This window comes from Sphingorhabdus sp. EL138 (genome assembly GCF_945882965.1).
In the GTDB taxonomy this organism is placed as follows: Bacteria; Pseudomonadota; Alphaproteobacteria; order Sphingomonadales; family Sphingomonadaceae; genus Sphingorhabdus_B.
This window is the reverse complement of record NZ_CAMCWY010000011.1, coordinates 30,173-48,439: the sequence shown is the minus strand read 5'-3', so window position 1 is coordinate 48,439 and position 18,267 is coordinate 30,173. Positions and strand designations below refer to the sequence as shown.

The following is an 18,267-nucleotide window of genomic DNA, read 5'->3' as shown; positions in this document are numbered from 1 at the left end:
GCGGTGGGTATGCCATGTTGCAAGTGTCCATGTTCATCATCACCCTGACAGCGAACGCCTAGGGTCCTGACGCTAGATAATCTTCCTATGTCGCTGCGATGCGCAACATGCTAATTTCCCTTTCGATGACCGACACAATTTTGATACTTGATGGTGGCACTGGCCGGGAACTTGCGCGGCGTGGTGCGCCCTTTCGCCAGCCTGAATGGTCGGCGCTAGCGCTGATTGAAGCCCCGCATTTCGTTAGCGCAGTCCACCGCGCTTATGTCGAGGCCGGGGCCGATGTCATAACGACCAATTCCTATGCCGTCGTGCCCTTTCATATCGGCGCGGAACGCTTTGCCAGCGAGGGCGCGTCGCTTGCTGCACGCGCGGGGCAATTGGCGCGCGCGGTGGCGGATGCATCGACGCTTGGGGTAAAGGTCGCCGGCGCGCTGCCGCCTGTTTGCGGCTCTTACCGCCCGGATCTTGTCGACCTTGATCGCGCCCGTCCGATACTGGATGTTCTGATTGGCGCACTGGCTCCAAATATCGACCATTGGCTTGCCGAAACGCTGTCTTCCTTGGCCGAAGCCCGCCTTTGCGCAACGCTCACGGCCCCGACCGGCAAAGCATTGTGGCTTTCCTTTACATTGGAGGACGCGTCCGCAACCGATGCCCCTGTCCTGCGTTCGGGCGAAAGCGTGACGGAGGCAGCCCGCTTGGCGCAAGATGTTGGCGCAGCAGCCCTGCTCTTCAATTGCAGCCAACCCGAAGTGATGGAAGCCGCCGTGCGCAGCGCGCGCGCGATACTCGGCGCGCAAAGCACGATCCGCATCGGCGTCTATGCCAATGCCTTCCCGCCCATGGCCGCCGATGCCGAAGCGAATTCGGGGCTCAGCCCGATCCGCGCGGACTTAACACCCGAAGGTTATGCCCGGTTCGCTGAAGCCTGGCGTGCAGCAGGGGCCTCAATCTTAGGCGGCTGTTGCGGTATTGGCCCTGAACATATCGCGGCGCTGCGTGCGGGCGTAACGGATTAGGGCAACTGATCCGGATCGATATGCAGCCAGTCGGCGTGGCGCGGGGCTATTTTGGTTTCGCTCCATTGCTGCAGCATCAACGGCGCGACGCGTTTTAGTTCGGCATATTGTTCCGCTGTGCCGATGTTGCAGGCAAGCTCCAATCGGTGGCCATTGGGGTCAAAGAAATAGATTGACCGGAATATGCCGTGAAAGGTCGGGCCGGTCACAACTATGCCTTGGCCCTCAATATGCGCCTTGGCGGCCAGTGCGCGTTTCCACCGGTTCAGCCCCACGCGCCATGGCCGCGTCATAGGCAACACGCGCGTTCTTCACGCGAAACGCCATGCCGCACGCCGAAGGGCCATGCTCCGCCGCGAAATACGCCGCAGGGCTTTGGGGTTCGTAATTGGCGATCAGGTTGATCTCGCCTTGACGCCACAGGTCGACATCCTTCGACCGATGCCGCGCGATGCGGCTGAAACCCATGCGTTCAAACACAGGTTCAAGAAGGCCCTTTTCCAGCGCAGAAAATTCAATGAATTCGAACCCATCGAGACCCAACGGGTTTTCAAATAAATCGGCCATATCCGCGCTCCTGCAAGAACTGGTAACATTTGAAACCAGTTTAGGTCATCGGCGGCCTCGCGTCAATGCGCGTGACGGTTCAGGTAAAGTGCAAGCGGCGGTATTTGCCCCGGAAGTAGAGCAATGGGTCACGGCGCGGCTCAAAGCACGCTTTTTCTACACGGCCAACCAAGATGAAATGGTCGCCAGCCGCATGGAGGGCATGGCGTTTGCATTCGAATATGCCAAGCGAGCTTGGCAAAATCGGCGCCCCATATTCGCCCACCTCCCACCGCGTTCCGGCAAAGCGATCTTCGCTTTTGCCTGCGAACAGGTTGGAAACGGGTTGCTGCCCGATTTGCAGAACGTTGACGGCAAAATCATCAATGCCGCGCAAAACCTCTGCGCTTCCGGAATTATTGGCGATGCACACCAACAATAATGGCGGGTCAAGCGACACGCTGGTAAAGCTGTTGGCCGTTAAGCCCACCGGCTTCCCATCCGGGTCATGCGCGGTGATGATGGTGACACCTGTCGCGAAACACCCCATTGCATCGCGCAATGTCCGCGCATCTGAGCCGGAACGATATTCGGGAATGAAGCGCGGTTGCTTGCGCTCCAAAAAGTCGATGAGTAGGCCGTTAAACGCCTCTGCCCGTTCCGCCACGATCAGCAGGCCACCACCATCCACATCAATCGCCTCAACATTTGGAAGCTGGTCAACAAATGCAGGCTGCGCGGCGTTGGGGTCAACTTGGCCCAAGGCTCCGCGAATAACCAGCGACGGCAAGCCAATGTGCGATGCGGCCTCCGTCAATGCTTCACCCACGCCATTAATGCCAAATGCCGCAAATATTGCTTTGTCATAATCTGCTAGGTTTAAACCCTGCCCAAGCGCCGCCGACATACGGTCTGCCGCCGCGCGCACCGCCTTTGTGTCATGGTCCACGGGCGGATCGACGAAAATCAAGCCGGATGCCAAGGTCGCAGCGTCTTCGGCCAAGGCCATGGTCGCAATCCACGCACTATGGGCAGCGGCAATAACAACGGGACGGGTCCGCATTTGGCCCAGGACCGCGCGCAAATCTTCGACATACGCGTTGAAGTCATAACGACCGTCGGATGGCCATTCGCTGCCGCCATGGCCGCGCAGGTCAACATTGATGACATGGCGTCCGGCCTGTTCCAAACCAATCGCCACATCTTCCCACACTTTGCGGGTCTGGCCAAAGCCATGCAGCAGGACAATGGACGGGTCATCGGCGGAACCAATATCATCGGCCTCAAGCTTTATGCCTGCAAAGCCCTTAAATTCTCTTACATAACGAAGCGACATTGGTTCAAACCCTAAATCTTGCCTAAAGGTGTCACATCTCTACAGTCGGTGCACGCTGACTGTATTTACGCAATAATTTATGCACGGTCGGTGGAAATAACCGCCATCGTAATGCGCGAGATGCAGACCAGCTTGCCAGCTTCATCCTCTATCCGAATGGACCAGATTTGCGTAGTGCGGCCAATCGATTCCGAAGTTGCCGTGGCAAATACAAAACCATCCTTCACCGGGCGAACATGGTTGGCATTGATTTCCATGCCCACGGTCGCAAACTTGCTTGGGTCAACCGTCATGGCAGCGGCAGTCGAGCCCACCGATTCGGCCAAAACGACCGATGCCCCGCCATGGAGCCGGCCATAAGGCTGCTTCGTGCGTGCATCGACGGGCATCTGTGCCTTGATCCAATTGTCACCATAATCGATAAATTCGATACCGACAAAACCGGGCATGCAATTTGCCCCGCTGGCGGTTAGCGCCGCAAGATCAAGTTTTTCGTGAAACCATATAGTCATGAAATCCCCATGCGCGAAGCAACAGAAACTGTCTAGGGTCAAGACCAGTTAAATCCACCTTCGCGGCGTCAAAATGGTAAAGATAGACTTAGAACCACTAAGTCCTGCGCTCTGCCGCCTTGCACTGAAAAAAATGGCCTCAAACCGGGAAGGTGAATTTAACTGGTCCTTACCCTAGGCCAAGTTGCGGCTAAAGCCCAAGTGCGCGTTTGATTTCGGCCCAGTCAACCAGCTTGAAATTCTGGGTGGCAGGGCGGTTATCGCCGTCTTGCACCACAAAAAGCCCGTCCGTAAACTCTGCGCCAAAATCGCCCAGCATCAATTCAATGCCATCGGTTTCCTGAACGCCGTCAATGGCACCGTCATTGATGCGAAAACGCCCAACATAATTGGCCTCAGGCAGTTTATAGACGGCATAGGCATTGTCGCCTTGGCTCGACACGATGACATAGCCGCCATCGGTGCCGGATGGTGCCAAGGCCACGCCTTCGGCATCCATCACGATTTCCTTGCCATCGGCCTTGGCAATAGCCGTCGGGACATTGGAACCATCGGGCGTGGCATCGAATTTCCACAGGCCAACATCTTCTTCGGCCACATATAAAATTCCGGTGCGGTCATCGACGACGCAGCCTTCGGATTGTGTGCCCAATTTCATGCTGCGGACGACTTTGCCGCTGGGTATCGCCGTGTTCAGGTCAATCGCGACCTGATCAATCCGGCCATCTTTCAACACGACAAAGCCGAACAATGCCTTGTCGCTAGCGCGTTGCCACAGGCACATGCCATAGGCCTCGCCAGCTCCCACAAAGAGGGTCGCCAGAGGCACTAATGTCCGAGTGTTGGTGTCCAGCCGGAACAACGCCATCTGCGCCCGCGCAAGGTCCTGACGGTCGCTGGCGGCGACAAGGACACCGATGCTGCCCCCGACATCGCGCAGATCGACATTGTTAAGGCGTGGCGACGGCGTAAAACTGACCTGACGACCTTGTAGGTCATAGACATGAATACCCGCACGCTTGTCAGTGCCGATGATCAGGCTTTGGGCCGGATACGCGGCGTTCCGCAAAATCGCCGGATCATCTGCCGCATCCTCCATCGTCGCAACAGGCTGCGTCTCCAATTTTGCCGTGACCGATGCCGTGGGCAGCGGGCTCATCACCGGCTGCGCCGAAGCGCAACCGGCAAGGAACAATGGCAAAAGGAGGAGCGGTTTATGCATTAAAACGCATAACGTGCCATGATCTGGAACACCGGACCAGCCTTTTCGCTTTCCAGCTCATATTCGTCGAAACTGCGGTCAATCTGGTCTACGATAGTGGTAAACTTGTTGAACGCCTCATCCTTTGATCCGTTCAGCAGGTTTGAACCCACCGCGCGAATGGTCAGATTATTGCTGAAGCGTTTTTCAACGAAAATTTCCAAGTCGGCACCATAAGTAGTTGTGATTTCTTCACCCACAATGCGGTCAAACGCCCCGCCTTGCTTGCGATATGTCGCACCAAGGGCGATACCAGCGGACGGAATGTCCTGAATAAAGCCGGCATTGTAAACATATTTGGATTGCCCGTTGAAACGGCGATTGCCCGCGAAATCGGTTATGTCACTGTTGAGCAATGATACGTTGCCGAAAACACCGGTATCTGGGAGGCCAAGGAAACCAAGATCGGTCGAAAGATCGAACTCAATACCGTAAACTTCGCCGTCGCCGGTATTTTGCGGTTGCAGCACGAATGTGCCTTCACCTTCGGAGCCTTCTTCCCCTGTGTTCGCCAATTCGATTAGGTCTTGGACCTTGCGATAGAAGACGTTGACACCAATCACGCCGGTGCGGCCAAGCCGTTGTTCGTAGCCAAGGTCACCACCCCATGCGGTTTCCGGACGCAAGGCAGGGTTGCCTTGCAGGTCATTGTCGCCAAGTTCCGCCTCCAACAATGCAGGCGAGAGAAAGTCGAGCCGCGGGCGACGGTTGGTGCGCGCCGCCGAAGCGGTGATGCGACCACCGCTGCCGACTTCGATCTTCACCGATGCCGATGGCAGCAGAAATGCATAATCATTTTTCTGAACGGCCTGAGCCGCTGCGACGGTCAGGTCATTGACGGTAAAGTCAGTGGTTTCATAGCGCACACCCGCCACCCATGAGATGCCGCCCGATTTGCCTTCAACTTCCGCAAAAGCGTCGCGGCGGTCCTCTTCAATTGTGCTCAGGCTTCCCGGTGTAAAAGTAGGCGCAGCAAAAGTGCGGACAAATTCTTCAGGATTGCGGCCGAATTGGTCATAAGTGCGCGCCGCTTCGGTCAGGTTATAACGGTCCCGAATAGTGGCAATATCGGTATCGCGATCCTTATTTTGTGCAAAGCCGCCAATGGTCAGCGCAACATCATCGCTAAAGGAAAATTCATGCTCTAGCCCGAGCGACAGCTCCTTGTCGACGATGTCAACATTCTCGAGGTCACCCGTAAAGCGGGGCGTACTGCGGTCAAAATCAACCTCAAATTCGGTTCCAACCTGATCGTCGGAGAAGCGGGAATAGCTAAGCTTTAAGCTGGTTTTGCCTGCCGACCATTCCTGTTGCAGCTTACCAGCAAGGCTATAGCTTTCTTGCTTAATCGTGATCAATTCGGCATTATCGGTCAACAAATTGCCTGCAACAGGTGTCGTGCGCACGGGGCCCGTTATTGCTGTTGCGCTGTTATATTCGAACGACCGTTCGTCTTGTGTCCGGTCGGTGCGCACATAATAGCCGCTCAATTCAAAGTCTGTGGTCTCGCCGTCAATGTCATAGGTTGCATTGAACGCATAATCGGTGCCGTCGCGGGTATCCGTCTGGTCTTCGCGATTGTCGAAATCATCCGTCGCATAATCTGCATTGTTTTCCGGCGAATCGCCATAACGCAGGCTTTTCTTGAGCTTTGGATTATACCGGCCCTGAATATTGCCGCCGATGAGAATGCGGCCGGGACCAAGCGCCCCACCATATACCAGACCAACGCTTGGTTTCACTTCACCATCGTCGAAGCGCAGCCCACCCATACGAATATAACCGCCATCCAATTCATAGCCATCGCGCAACACGATGTTCAATGTGCCAGCTACCGCGTCACCCGTGCGGCGCGCAGACGAAGAACGGATGATTTCGACTTGTTTGATCAGTTCAGCCGGAATGCGGTCCAAAAAAAAGCTGCGGTCCGCATTCGACCCGGGCACTTTTTCACCGTTGATCAGAATTTGGGTGTAGCCCGGCTCAAGCCCACGTAACCGCGCGCCATCGCTTTCGATTACATCGGACAAGAAAGTGACCGATGGAACACGCTTGAGCGCATCACCCGCCGTCAGCGGTTCAAAACGCTGGAAATAATCGGCGTCATAGACGAGCACGGGCTCTGTCTCATCGCTGCGGTTGCGATAGGTAATTTGGCCTTGTACCACAATTTGATTGGCGGTCGAAATTTCGTCTGAACGTGATTGTCCCGCATCCGCTGGCGCAGCTTGCGCCATCAGCGATGACTGCAGGATCGCCAGTAAAGCCGCGCCGCAAAGCATGGCATTGCGTGAGAGTTTCCGTGAATGTGTAGAACGCGTTTGCATATATCTAACCCTTTAATATGCCATATGTGACAGGATGCCCATAGGCAGGGGTTGTGACTCTCTCGGATATAAACAATGACAATTTGAAGACAATAGTATTACAGTTCACATTTCTGTTGCCGTAAATATGCAATGTTTCCATGGCATCGCGCCCTGGCTGTTGAAGAAGGAAATTTTTCGTGAAGTCCGTGCCAGGTCCGAGCCGATTGAAAGCCCAAAAAACGCCAACCGACGCGCGCTATTTTAACCGCGAGCTGTCGTGGCTGAAATTTAATGAACGCGTGTTGGAAGAGGCGTCGAACCCCGCGCACCCTTTGCTGGAGCGGCTGCGCTTTCTGTCGATTTCGGGCACCAACCTTGATGAATTTTTCATGGTCCGCGTCGCTGGCTTGCGCGGGCAGCAGCAACGCAGGATCGAAGAGCTGTCGATCGATGGCCGCACGCCATCCGAACAACTTGCCGACACTGTTGCCGCCGCCGACCGGTTGATGATCCAACAGCAAAAGCTATGGCGCAAGTTGATGCGGGAACTGGCTGGCGAAGGCATTAAGATCGTTCAACCATCTGCGATAGGAAAGACCCTGCAGACGCAAGTGGGCAAATATTTCCGCGAACAAATCTTGCCAGTGCTCACCCCGCAGGCACTGGACCCTGCGCATCCGTTTCCCTTCATTCCCAACCAAGGCTTGAGCCTCATTTTCGACATGCGCCGCAAGGATGATGGAGAGGTTGTGCGGCAATTGGTCTTGATCCCGCAATCGCTCGCCCGCTTTGTCCGGCTGCCTGGCCTTGGCACACGGTTTGTCACCATTGAGGCGTTGATCAAACATTTTGTGGGCCAGATGTTCCCCGATTATCGGCTGATCGCCGCTGGCGCATTCCGCATTATCCGCGACAGCGATATCGAAGTGGAGGAAGAGGCCGAAGACCTGGTCCGGTATTTCCGCAGCGCGATCAAACGCCGCCGTCGCGGGCGGATTATCCGGCTGAAGCTGGAAAAAGGCCTGCCAAGTGAATTGGCGACGTTGATCCGTACCGAACTTGGCGCAGGCGCGTCGATTGTTGTTGAAACTGTCGGTTTCTTGGGGATTGGCGATTTGAGTCAATTGGTAGACGAAGACCGCCCAACGCTGAAATTCCCGCCTTATTCGCCGCGTTTCCCCGAACGCATATTGGAGCATGATGGCGATTGTTTTTCGGCGATCAGCCAAAAAGACATCGTCATCCACCACCCATATGAAAGCTTCGACGTCGTGCTCGCGTTCCTGCAACAGGCCGCACTTGACCCCGACGTCGTCGCCATAAAGCAAACCCTGTATCGCGCCGGCAAGCAATCCGGCGTCATCCGTGCGCTGTGTGAAGCGGCTGAGGCTGGCAAATCGGTCACTGCCATTGTCGAACTCAAGGCACGGTTTGACGAAGAACAAAATCTCCATTGGGCGTCGCAGTTGGAAAATTCGGGCGTTCAGGTGGTCTACGGCTTTGTCGACATGAAAACCCACGCCAAAATTTCGTTGGTCGTCCGGCGTGAGGCAGATGGCTTTCGCACCTATTGCCATTTGGGCACGGGCAATTATCACCCAATCACCGCCAAAGTATATACCGACATCAGCTTCTTCACCGCTGACCCGCGCGTCGGCCATGATGCCGGACAGATATTCAATTATATCACCGGGTATATCCCGCCAACCGAGTTGAAGCTGTTGACCATGAGCCCGCTTGGCTTGCGGGAAAAGGTCATGTCGTTAATCGACGATGAAATCGCCCATGTTGCTGCTGGACGGCCCGGCGCGGTTTGGGCCAAGGTCAACTCGCTGGTCGATAAAGCGGTCATCGATAAATTATATGAGGCAAGCGAGGCGGGCGTAGAAATCGACCTTGTGGTGCGCGGTATTTGTTGTCTGCGACCCGGTGTGAAGGGCATGTCGTCGCGCATCCGCGTAAAGTCGGTCGTTGGCCGCTTTCTGGAACATAGCCGCATCTGGGCGATGGGCAATGGCGCAGATTTGCCCAACCCCGACGCGAAAGTCTTCATCTCCTCGGCGGACTGGATGTCGCGCAATTTCGACCGCCGCGTCGAATATATGCTGCCCATCGAAAACTCTACGGTACATGACCAGATCCTTGATCAGGTTATGGTTGCAAACCTGCTCGACAACCAGCAAAGTTGGATGCTCCGTTCCGACGGGCGTTATGAAAGGGTGAAAGCCGGAAGCATGCCATTTAATCTGCATCATTATTTCATGACCAATGCGTCGCTTTCGGGACGCGGAGGCGCGCTCGCAGATGACAAGAAGGTTCCAACGCTGAGCCTCGTCCGACAAAGATGAAGGCGGTGCGTCAGGCCGTCATAGATATTGGCTCCAACACTGTCCGGCTTGTGGTATATGCAGGCGCACCGCGCGCGCCTTTGCCCATTTACAATGAAAAAAGCCGCGTAAAACTGGGCGCGTGCCTTGCAGGCGACGGCGAAATTGACAAGGCGACGATGAAAAAGGCGCTGGCCGCATTGGCCCGCTTTGAAACGCTTGCGCGCACGATGAAGGTCGACAGCATGCGCGTGGTCGCCACCGCCGCGACGCGTGAAGCGAAAAATGGTCAGGAATTGGTCGATAGGGCCGCCGCCTTGGGCATCCGCATCGATGTGCTGGACGGCGATGCAGAGGCCACAGCGGCGGGTTATGGCGTGTTGAGCGATAATCCCTTCGCCAATGGCTATGTCGGCGATCTGGGCGGCGGCAGCCTTGAACTTATCCGCATCGCCGACGGCAAATTGGGCGCGCGGGTGTCGCTGCCGCTGGGCACATTGCGGCATGACATATTGACGGGCAAATCGCCCAAGCAAATCACGCAAATGCTGCGCGACGACATCGCCAGAACGATGGGCAAAAACGCCTTTCCGATAGAAACCGGCCTGCCTTTTTACATAATCGGCGGTTCGTGGCGGACGTTTGCGCGCCTGTACATGCATGAAACCGGCTATCCACTGACCATATTATCCAATTATGAAATGCCGCCTGAGGCGCCCGAATTGCTTACGCCGCTGGCGCAAGATCGCGAGGCGCTGACCCGGTCAAACGTCATCGCGGCGGGCCGTATTTCGGCGCTGCCCGGCGCGACCGCTTTGTTGGGTGGCATCGTCGGACTGTTACAGCCCAGCAAGCTTGTGACGAGCATCTCCGGCCTGCGTGAGGGGTTGTTGTATGAACAACTAACACCCGCCGAGCGCAGCCAAGACCCGTTGATCGAGGCGGCCCGCTTTGAAGGCGAGCGGCTGGGCCGTTTTCCCTTTCACGGCGATGCGCTTGCCCAATGGATTGCGCCGGTCTTTGCCGGACAAAGCGTGCATGATGCCCGCCTGTGCCGCGCGGCGTGCTTGCTGTCCGACAGCGTGTGGAACGTAAACCCCGAATATCGCGCCGACCACGCGCTTGACCTTGGATTGGACGGCAGTTGGCCCGGCGTCAGCGCCAGCGACCGCGCGGTGATCGCGGCGGCATTATGGACGGTGCACGCCGGAAAGCGGACCTTGCCCGAAATGTTGGCCGCCTTGGCCAAGCCCGGCGCGCTGGCGCAAGCCGTGATCTGGGGCCTAGCCATCCGCTTAGCCCACCGCCTCGACGGCGGCACTGGCGGCGCATTGGCCGACAGCCGCATCGACGGCGACGGCACAACGTTACGGTTGCACTTAAGCGGCTCGGCCGTGCGCTTGCCGTCGAACAGCGTGTTGCGGCGTTTGCAGGCATTGGGCGAAGCGCTGGGCTATGAACAAGCGGAGATTATGGGTTGAGGGTGTAGGAGTGGCCGGTCGTGGTCCGTTGTCATCGCGCCCCATCGTCATCCTGAATAACTAATATGGTTCACGCAGAGGCGCAGAGTATCACAACCTCCCCACCCCCTCACCCCATCGGGTACAATATCTCTTTCGTCACCTTGTGCACGGCGGTCATCACCTCATCGCTCAGCTTTAGGTCAATCGCCGCAAAAATGTCGTCGAGTTGCTCTTCCTTGCTCACGCCAACCATCGTTGACGCGACAAAGTCATGTTGTTTTGACCAGGCCGTTGCCAGCGTCACGGGCGACATGCCCGCCTCTTGCGCAATCGCGACAATCCGCATCGTGCTTTCCAACGCGCGGGGTCCGGCGAAGCGTTGTGCCATTTCGACCTGACGCGATCCGGCCATTTCGAGATAGCGGGAGAAACGCGCGCCTTCGGGGCGGGCGCCGTCGAGATATTTGCCTGACAACACGCCGCCACCCAGCGGCGAGTACGGCAGCAACGATATGCCCTCCAGACGGCAGACTTGTTTCAATTCATCTTCAAACCGGCGGTTGTTGATCGAAAAATTATTCTGGATGCTTTCATAACGCGCCACGCCCAGCCGTTCGGACGTCGCCAGCGACTTCATCAGGCCATAGCTTGTTTCATTCGAACAACCCAAAACGCGGACCTTGCCCGACCGCACCAGCTCATCGAGCACCTCCATCGTTTCGTCATAGGCAAGGCCGTGGTCGGGCCAATGCGTTTGATAGAGGTCGATATAATCGGTCTGCAAACGGCGCAGGCTTTCTTCGACTGCGGTGATGATATTGTGGCGGTCAAGCGTGGTCATGCCGCCGCGTTTGGGGGATTTGAACCAAGTGTGGCTTGGGCCAGAAACCTTGGTTGCCATGATGATCGCGTCGCGGTTCTTACCCTTCATCCAGCGGCCAATAATATCCTCGGTCCGGCCAACCCATTTGATGTCGGGCGGCACGGGATAGCCTTCGGCGGTGTCGAAAAAGTTGATGCCCGCGTCCAGACATTTGTCGAGAATGCGGTGCGCCTCCGCCTCCTCAGTTTGTGACCCGAAGGTCATGGTGCCCATGCAAATGTCGGACACGTAAACAGCGCTTTTGCCAATGCGACGATGTTCCATAATTCTCTGCCTATCCCGAAGCTTATTATTGTCCGGCCGCGCCAACGACCAAAAAGGCGAGCGTAGCAAGCAACCCTGCCACGCGGTTTGAACGGAAATTGCCAAGCGCGTTACTGCCATCGGATTTCAGCGATGCGACTTGCATGGCCAAAGGAAAGGCGACGGGAAGGAGCGCGACCAACGCCTGCTTTTCGGGCCGAACGCTCCAAATCGCCATGCCCCATCCAAGAATCGTCAAGACGTAGAACGCCGCCACGCCAAGCCGGACGCTGCCGCCCAGACGCAAGGCGCTCGATTTAATCCCGACCAAGGCGTCATCTTCGCGGTCTTGCATGGCATAGATGGTGTCATAGCCAACGACCCAGAATATCGTGCCCGCATAGAGCCAGAACATCGCGGCATTGGCCTGCCCCATGATCGCCACCCAGCCGACCAACGCACCCCAGCTAAACACCAGCCCAAGCCAGACTTGCGGCCACCACGTAATGCGCTTCATAAAGGGGTAGGCCGCGACCAGAAGGATGCTGCTGACCGCGACAATTTGCGCCTCCCACCGAAGTTGCACCAGCACCAACAGGCCAAGAGCGCATAAGCCAAGCAGGAACGCCCACGCGCCGCGCACACCAATATCGCCGCTGGGCAAGGGCCGCGATGCCGTGCGCGCGACTTGCGCGTCGAGATCGCGATCAACAATGTCATTATACACGCACCCTGCCCCGCGCATGACAATCGCGCCCAGCAGCATCCATAATGCAAGGTCCCAACGCGCAATCAGCCCGCCCGAAAGCGCCAGCCCGAATACACAAGGCCAAAACAACAACCACCAGCCAATCGGGCGGTCCAACCGCGCCAAAAGAACGAGCGCGCGCAGCTTCACCGGCAACAGGGCAATGACGCCGGTATATTCGCTGTCGGGGACAAGTTTAGTCGTCATGGCGAAGGCCCTGCCAAAATTTATCGCGCACGTCATCTGCGAAGTTGCAGCAATATAAGTTCGCAGATGACGCCGCCCGCTTTTGCAGCTAGACGCAAGGAAATGCCCGCAACCCCCGCCTGGCCCCCAAAATCAACGCCGCGCTTGTTTGTGGAAAAACCGCTGGCGCTTGGAGCGACCCTAAACATCGCGGGCAATAGCGCGCATTATCTGTTGAGTGTGATGCGCCTGAAAGAAGGTGCGCCGGTCAAATTGTTCGACGATATTTCGGGCGAGTATCTTGCCACCGTCACGAATATCGGCAAACGCGACCTTGATCTTACGGTTGAAGCAAAACTGCGCGAACGCGAAACGGCGCCCGATCTATGGATTGCCCAAGCGTTGATCAAAAAGGACCGCCTTGACTGGATCGCCGAAAAGGCGTGCGAATTGGGTGTGGCGCGTTTTGTGCCCGTGCTCACCGCGCGCTGCGTGGTCGATAAGGTGAAGGATGATCGCCTGCGCGCGCATATGATTGAAGCCGCCGAACAATGCGAACGCACCGCCTTGCCGCAGATTGCGCCGCTGACAAAACTGGACGCTCTGTTAAAGGATTGGCCAGCCGACCGGATATTGTATTTTTGCGATGAACGGGGCGGCGCGCCGATTTTGGAGGCCATAAGTGAGGGGCCAGCGGCCATATTGATCGGGCCGGAGGGCGGCTTCACCGATAGCGAAAATGCCTTTGTTCGCGCGCATCCCAAAGCGCGTCCCGTGTCGCTTGGCCCACGCATATTGCGGGCGGATACGGCGGCGGTTGCCGCAATATCGGTTTGGATGGCAAAGAATGGCGACTGGTCGGCGTAGCGCCATATCGGCACATGCAGTCAGTCACGATATTGCAACGATGATATGGTCACATGAATCTACTGGCAATATCGCCACGACATTTCTAAACCGCGCGCCATGAGTACAAAAACCGTTACCGACCGCATCGAGCCCGTCATCGAAACGCGCGATCAATTGGTCGCCACAATATCCAAGGGTGAAAAGCCCAAGGATCGCTGGCGCATTGGCACCGAGCATGAAAAATTCGTGTATAATCGCAGCGATCATCATGCCCCATCTTATGACGAACCGGGCGGCATCCGCGATTTGTTAATGGCGATGACCGAATTTGGTTGGGAGCCAGTGTACGAAAACGGCAAAGTTATCGCGATGAGCGGCAGCGACGGTGCCATCAGTCTTGAGCCTGCTGGGCAGCTTGAACTCTCCGGCGCGCCTTTAGAAAACCTGCACCAAACCTGCGCCGAAACCGGGCGGCATTTGAAACAGGTAAAGGCCATTGGCGACAAGACGAACACCAGCTTTTTGGGCCTTGGGCTTTGGCCTGACAAGACCCGCGCTGAATTGCCGATCATGCCCAAGGGGCGGTATGACATCATGCTGCGCCATATGCCGCGCGTTGGCAGCATGGGCCTCGACATGATGCTGCGCACCTGCACTATTCAGGTTAATCTTGATTATTCCAGCGAAGCCGACATGGCGCACAAATTCCGGACATCGCTTGCGCTGCAACCGCTTGCCACCGCTTTGTTCGCCAATTCGCCATTTTTGGAGGGCAAGCCAAACGGGTATTTGTCCTACCGCAGCCATATCTGGTCCGACACCGATCCGCAGCGCACGGGCATGTTGCCGTTCGTGTTCGACGCCAATTTCGGCTATGAACAATATGTCGACTATATGCTGAAGGTGCCGATGTATTTCGTCTATCGCGACGGCCATTATGTCGATGCATCGGGCCTTGATTTCCGCGACTTCCTAAAGGGCGAATTGTCCGTGCTACCGGGCGAAAAGCCCTTGGCTAGCGACTGGGTAGACCATATGTCCACCGCCTTTCCTGAGGTGCGGTTGAAAAGCTTTCTGGAAATGCGCGGTGCCGATGGCGGCCCGTGGAGCCGCATTTGCGCGCTGCCCGCCTTCTGGGTCGGTTTACTCTACGACCAAAATGCGCTCGATGCCGCATGGGACGAGGTCAAGCATTGGACGATGGAAGAACGCGAGACGCTGCGCAGCGCGGTGCCAGCCCAAGGCCTGAACGCCGCCATACCCGGCGGCGGTAAGTTGTTGGATCTGGCGGGGCGCATCCTCGATATCTCCTCATCCGGCTTGGCCGCGCGCAATTGCCTGAACGCCAGCGGTGACAATGAAACCGGCTATCTCGACCCGCTACGCGAAATCGTCGCCAGCGGCAAAACCGTCGCGGAAATATTGTTGGAAAAATATCACGGCGAATGGAACGGCGATGTCTCGCGCGTCTATGACGAGATGAGCTTTTAGGGTCAGGACCTATTAAATCCACCTTCGCGGCGTCAAAATAGCATCAAACCGCGAAGGTGTATTTAATAGGTCCTGACCCTAAACCCTTAGTGCCGAACTGCCACAGTCGGACTTAAATTTCAGTTTTGTTGCAAAGCTTTGTTGATTCTGTGACAGAGCGCCGTAAACCCCCCATCGAGCATCCGGAGCGCGACTATAATTCCGCCTCCTAAATGCGTCAATCTAGGGAGAAGTTTATGCGTTCCATCCGCTCAATCATGGCATCCAGCACCGCTATCGCGGTTGCCACTGCCGGCCTTTTCATTGCGCCTGCCGCTTTTGCGCAGGACGAAACCGCGCAAAACAGCGCCGCTTTGGGTGAAATCGTTGTCACCGCACAACGTCGCGAAGAAAATCTGCAGGATGTGCCATTGTCCGTCACCGCCGTCAGCGGTGATCAACTTGACGCGCTGACCGCAGGTGGTGTCGATATTCGCGGCATGTCTGGCCGCGTGCCAAGCCTGTTGGTCGAATCCTCCTTTGGCCGCACCTTCCCGCGCTTCTATATTCGCGGCCTTGGCAACACCGACTTTGACTTCAACGCATCACAACCTGTCAGCTTGATTTATGATGATGTTGTTCTGGAAAACCCAATCCTTAAGGGCTTCCCGATTTTCGATATGGAGCGTGTTGAAGTGCTGCGCGGGCCGCAGGGCACCTTGTTTGGCCGCAACACCACCGCTGGTATCGTCAAGTTCGATAGCGTCAAGCCAAGTGACGTCGCTGGTGGCTATGGCAAAATCTCTTATGGCCGTTTTAACGCCATCAATGCCGAGGGCGGCTTTGGCGGCCCCTTGGGCGAAAAGGTCAGCGTCCGGGTGTCGGGCATGTACCAAACCCAAGACGATTATATCGACAATGTCCTGCCCGCCAAGACCACACAGGACGCATTTGAAGGCTATAAGGAGTATGCCGCGCGCATACAGTTCCTGATCAAGCCAAGCGATGATTTCGATATCTTGCTCACCGGCCAGTTCCGTTCGTTGGACGGCACCGCACGCGTGTTCCGCGCCAATGTGTTCACACGCGGCCAAGAAGGCATGAACGCAAACTTCGACCGGTATCGCGTATCAACCGACGGCAAGAACGAACAACGCGTCGACACACAAAATATGACAGCGCGCATGACCTATGATGCTGGCCCGCTGTCGTTCGTTTCGGTCACCAGCTATTGGAAGGGTGATGCAACCTCCGTCGGCGATGTCGATGGTGGTTTTGGCGCCAACTTCTTGCCACCCAATCTGTATGGCCCCGGCGAAATTCCCTTCACCGCCGAAACCCGCGACAGCGTGCCAAATCTGACACAGTTCACGCAGGAATTCCGCATCGCCAGCAACACTGACGGCCCGTTAAGCTATCAGGCTGGCGTCTTCTACTTTGACGAAGAGCTTGAGATTGTTTCGGAAAATTACGCAACCTTGGGTGACCCAAATAACGCCGTCGATGGCGTCAACATCCTTGTCTCGCAGGTTCAGGATAGCAAGGCCTATGGCGTATTCGGTTCAATGACCTATCAGTTGACCGACAAGTTCAGCGTCACCGGCGGATTGCGTTATAATGACGACAATCGTGACTTTGTCGCCGTGCGCAGCAAGGATAGCCAGTTCCCCAGCTTCCTGCAAAACCCGCTTGGCACGGTGCGCCGTGATGTCAGCGACAATAACCTGACCTGGGACCTCAGCGGCACTTATGCGGCCACCGATGATGTGAACCTGTATGCCCGCGTTGCCCGTGGGTATCGCGCGCCGTCGATACAGGGCCGCATCCTGTTCCCGCCTGCAACCGCAACGCCTTTGGAAAGCGGCGTGACGGTTGGCAAATCGGAAACGATCACATCCTATGAAAGCGGGATCAAATCGACCTTGCTCGACGGACGTGCGCGTTTCAACATCAACAGTTTTTATTATGAGCTGAAAGATGCGCAACTGACCGCAGTGGGCGGCGGCGTAAACGCCAACCGCTTGATCAACGCCGATATGGTCCGTGGCTATGGTTTTGAAGCCGACATTGAGTTCAAGCCCGTGCCGCAACTGTTGTTGACCGCTGGCTTAAGCTATAACAACACCAGCATTCAGGATACGGGCCTGACCACCGCAGCCTGTGGCGCAACACGCGTGGATACGTTCCCGAACGTGTCCTTGTGCACCCCGCTTGACCCAGTCGTCGTTGCCGCAGCGCCCTTCTCCGCCGCCATCGTCAACATCGACGGCAACAGCTTGCCACAGAGCCCCAAATGGATTGCCAACTGGACCGCCCGTTATGGCGTGCCTGTTGGAAATGGTGAAGTCTATGCCTTCACCGATTGGGCCTACCGGTCGAAAATCAACTTCTTCTTGTATGAATCGGTTGAATTCCAAGACAAACGCATGCTTGAAGGCGGCGTGCGCATTGGCTATAAAACCGACGCATTCGATATTTCGGCATTCGTCCGTAACATCACCAAGGATACGTCGGCTGTTGGCGGCATCGACTTCAACAACCTGACCGGCTTCGTCAACGAACCGCGTATCTGGGGCGTTGAAGCCGGGTTCAAATTCTAAAGGCCGAACATTCAAAAATCCGTGTCACGCCTGCGAAAGCGGGGATCCATGGTCCGAACGCGCGGTGTAAACCAACCCGTCAGGCCATAGACCCCCGATCAAGCCAGGGGTTTCAATCTTTTGAACGGCACATGTATTGTCGAAAGCAGACTTGCCCCCTTCGCATATCGGCGTTAAGGGCACCTTTCTTCGCTGAAAAGCGGAGCGCAGGAGTTTAGCTCAGTTGGTAGAGCATCGGTCTCCAAAACCGAGGGTCGTGGGTTCGAGTCCCCCAACTCCTGCCATTTTCTTAAATGGTTTAGCTGGTTTTAGGGCTTAGGTGTTTCGGTAACTAGGTTAATTGTCTTTTTCCTTTCCTTCGCGGCTTTGCGTGAGCCACACCGTCACCTCCCCCAAACCGTCACCCTGAACTTGGTTCAGGGTCCATTTCTCGTCTCTACCCTTCGGTCTGCGTGGCACGATGGATGCTGAACCGAGTACAGCATGACGCTTGGGGGGAATGCGTCTTCGCG

12 protein-coding genes, 1 tRNA gene and 2 pseudogenes are annotated in these 18,267 nt (G+C 56.4%); 7 read left to right on the top strand and 8 right to left on the bottom strand.

The window, feature by feature from the left end; translation table 11 throughout:
* The first annotated feature begins 125 nt into the window (after positions 1 to 125).
* Positions 126 to 1,022 (top strand): homocysteine S-methyltransferase family protein, encoded by an 897-nt coding sequence (locus Q0N43_RS06460; RefSeq protein WP_295444184.1) that lies wholly within the window; start codon positions 126 to 128, stop codon positions 1,020 to 1,022.
* Here Q0N43_RS06460 and Q0N43_RS06455 read toward each other — a convergent pair.
* The 6 genes and pseudogenes from Q0N43_RS06455 to Q0N43_RS06430 form a co-directional block, all read right to left on the bottom strand.
* Positions 1,019 to 1,270: pseudogene (locus Q0N43_RS06455) on the bottom strand (VOC family protein); the annotation flags it as partial. The gene Q0N43_RS06460 and the pseudogene Q0N43_RS06455 overlap by 4 nt on opposite strands.
* Positions 1,266 to 1,589, bottom strand: a pseudogene (locus Q0N43_RS06450) (4-hydroxyphenylpyruvate dioxygenase); the annotation flags it as partial. The pseudogenes Q0N43_RS06455 and Q0N43_RS06450, both read right to left, overlap by 5 nt.
* 79 nt (positions 1,590 to 1,668) lie before the next feature.
* Positions 1,669 to 2,904 (bottom strand): alpha/beta fold hydrolase, encoded by a 1,236-nt coding sequence (locus Q0N43_RS06445; RefSeq protein ID WP_295444181.1) that lies wholly within the window; start codon positions 2,902 to 2,904, stop codon positions 1,669 to 1,671.
* 77 nt (positions 2,905 to 2,981) lie between these two features.
* Positions 2,982 to 3,416: a hotdog fold thioesterase gene (locus Q0N43_RS06440; RefSeq protein ID WP_295444177.1), complete on the bottom strand. Its 435-nt coding sequence runs from the start codon at positions 3,414 to 3,416 to the stop codon at positions 2,982 to 2,984.
* Between the two features lie 190 nt (positions 3,417 to 3,606).
* On the bottom strand, positions 3,607 to 4,575 hold the full coding sequence (locus Q0N43_RS06435; RefSeq protein WP_295444174.1) for a phytase: 969 nt from the start codon (positions 4,573 to 4,575) through the stop codon (positions 3,607 to 3,609).
* A gap of 62 nt (positions 4,576 to 4,637) precedes the next feature.
* Positions 4,638 to 7,004, bottom strand: a complete 2,367-nt coding sequence (locus Q0N43_RS06430; RefSeq protein ID WP_295444170.1) for an outer membrane beta-barrel protein — start codon at positions 7,002 to 7,004, stop codon at positions 4,638 to 4,640.
* Positions 7,005 to 7,183: 179 nt separating this feature from the next.
* Between Q0N43_RS06430 and Q0N43_RS06425 the strand changes: the two genes are divergently transcribed.
* Positions 7,184 to 9,334, top strand: coding sequence for an RNA degradosome polyphosphate kinase (locus Q0N43_RS06425; protein ID WP_295444167.1), 2,151 nt, complete (start codon positions 7,184 to 7,186; stop codon positions 9,332 to 9,334).
* A gap of 5 nt (positions 9,335 to 9,339) precedes the next feature.
* Entirely contained in the window at positions 9,340 to 10,794 is a 1,455-nt protein-coding gene (locus Q0N43_RS06420) for a Ppx/GppA family phosphatase (RefSeq protein WP_295444164.1), read from the top strand.
* 109 nt (positions 10,795 to 10,903) lie between these two features.
* Here the strand turns inward: Q0N43_RS06420 and Q0N43_RS06415 are convergent, their stop codons facing one another.
* Both Q0N43_RS06415 and ubiA read right to left on the bottom strand, forming a co-directional pair.
* The gene (locus Q0N43_RS06415) at positions 10,904 to 11,923 is read right to left on the bottom strand and encodes an aldo/keto reductase (RefSeq protein ID WP_295444161.1); all 1,020 of its coding nucleotides are present in this window, start codon (positions 11,921 to 11,923) and stop codon (positions 10,904 to 10,906) included.
* Between the two features lie 25 nt (positions 11,924 to 11,948).
* On the bottom strand, positions 11,949 to 12,857 hold the full coding sequence (gene ubiA / locus Q0N43_RS06410) for a 4-hydroxybenzoate octaprenyltransferase (RefSeq protein ID WP_295444159.1): 909 nt from the start codon (positions 12,855 to 12,857) through the stop codon (positions 11,949 to 11,951).
* 102 nt (positions 12,858 to 12,959) lie between these two features.
* Between ubiA and Q0N43_RS06405 the strand changes: the two genes are divergently transcribed.
* The 4 genes from Q0N43_RS06405 to Q0N43_RS06390 all read left to right on the top strand — a co-directional run bounded on the left by Q0N43_RS06405 (position 12,960) and on the right by Q0N43_RS06390 (position 18,039).
* On the top strand, positions 12,960 to 13,703 hold the full coding sequence (locus Q0N43_RS06405; protein ID WP_295444157.1) for a 16S rRNA (uracil(1498)-N(3))-methyltransferase: 744 nt from the start codon (positions 12,960 to 12,962) through the stop codon (positions 13,701 to 13,703).
* A 99-nt stretch (positions 13,704 to 13,802) separates the two neighbouring features.
* Positions 13,803 to 15,176, top strand: coding sequence for a glutamate--cysteine ligase (locus Q0N43_RS06400; protein ID WP_295444155.1), 1,374 nt, complete (start codon positions 13,803 to 13,805; stop codon positions 15,174 to 15,176).
* A 236-nt stretch (positions 15,177 to 15,412) separates the two neighbouring features.
* Positions 15,413 to 17,755 carry a TonB-dependent receptor gene (locus Q0N43_RS06395; protein WP_295444153.1) on the top strand — a complete coding sequence of 781 codons (2,343 nt, stop codon included), beginning with the start codon at positions 15,413 to 15,415 and terminating at the stop codon, positions 17,753 to 17,755.
* A 208-nt stretch (positions 17,756 to 17,963) separates the two neighbouring features.
* Positions 17,964 to 18,039 (top strand) — tRNA-Trp (locus Q0N43_RS06390).
* Positions 18,040 to 18,267 lie beyond the last annotated feature (228 nt).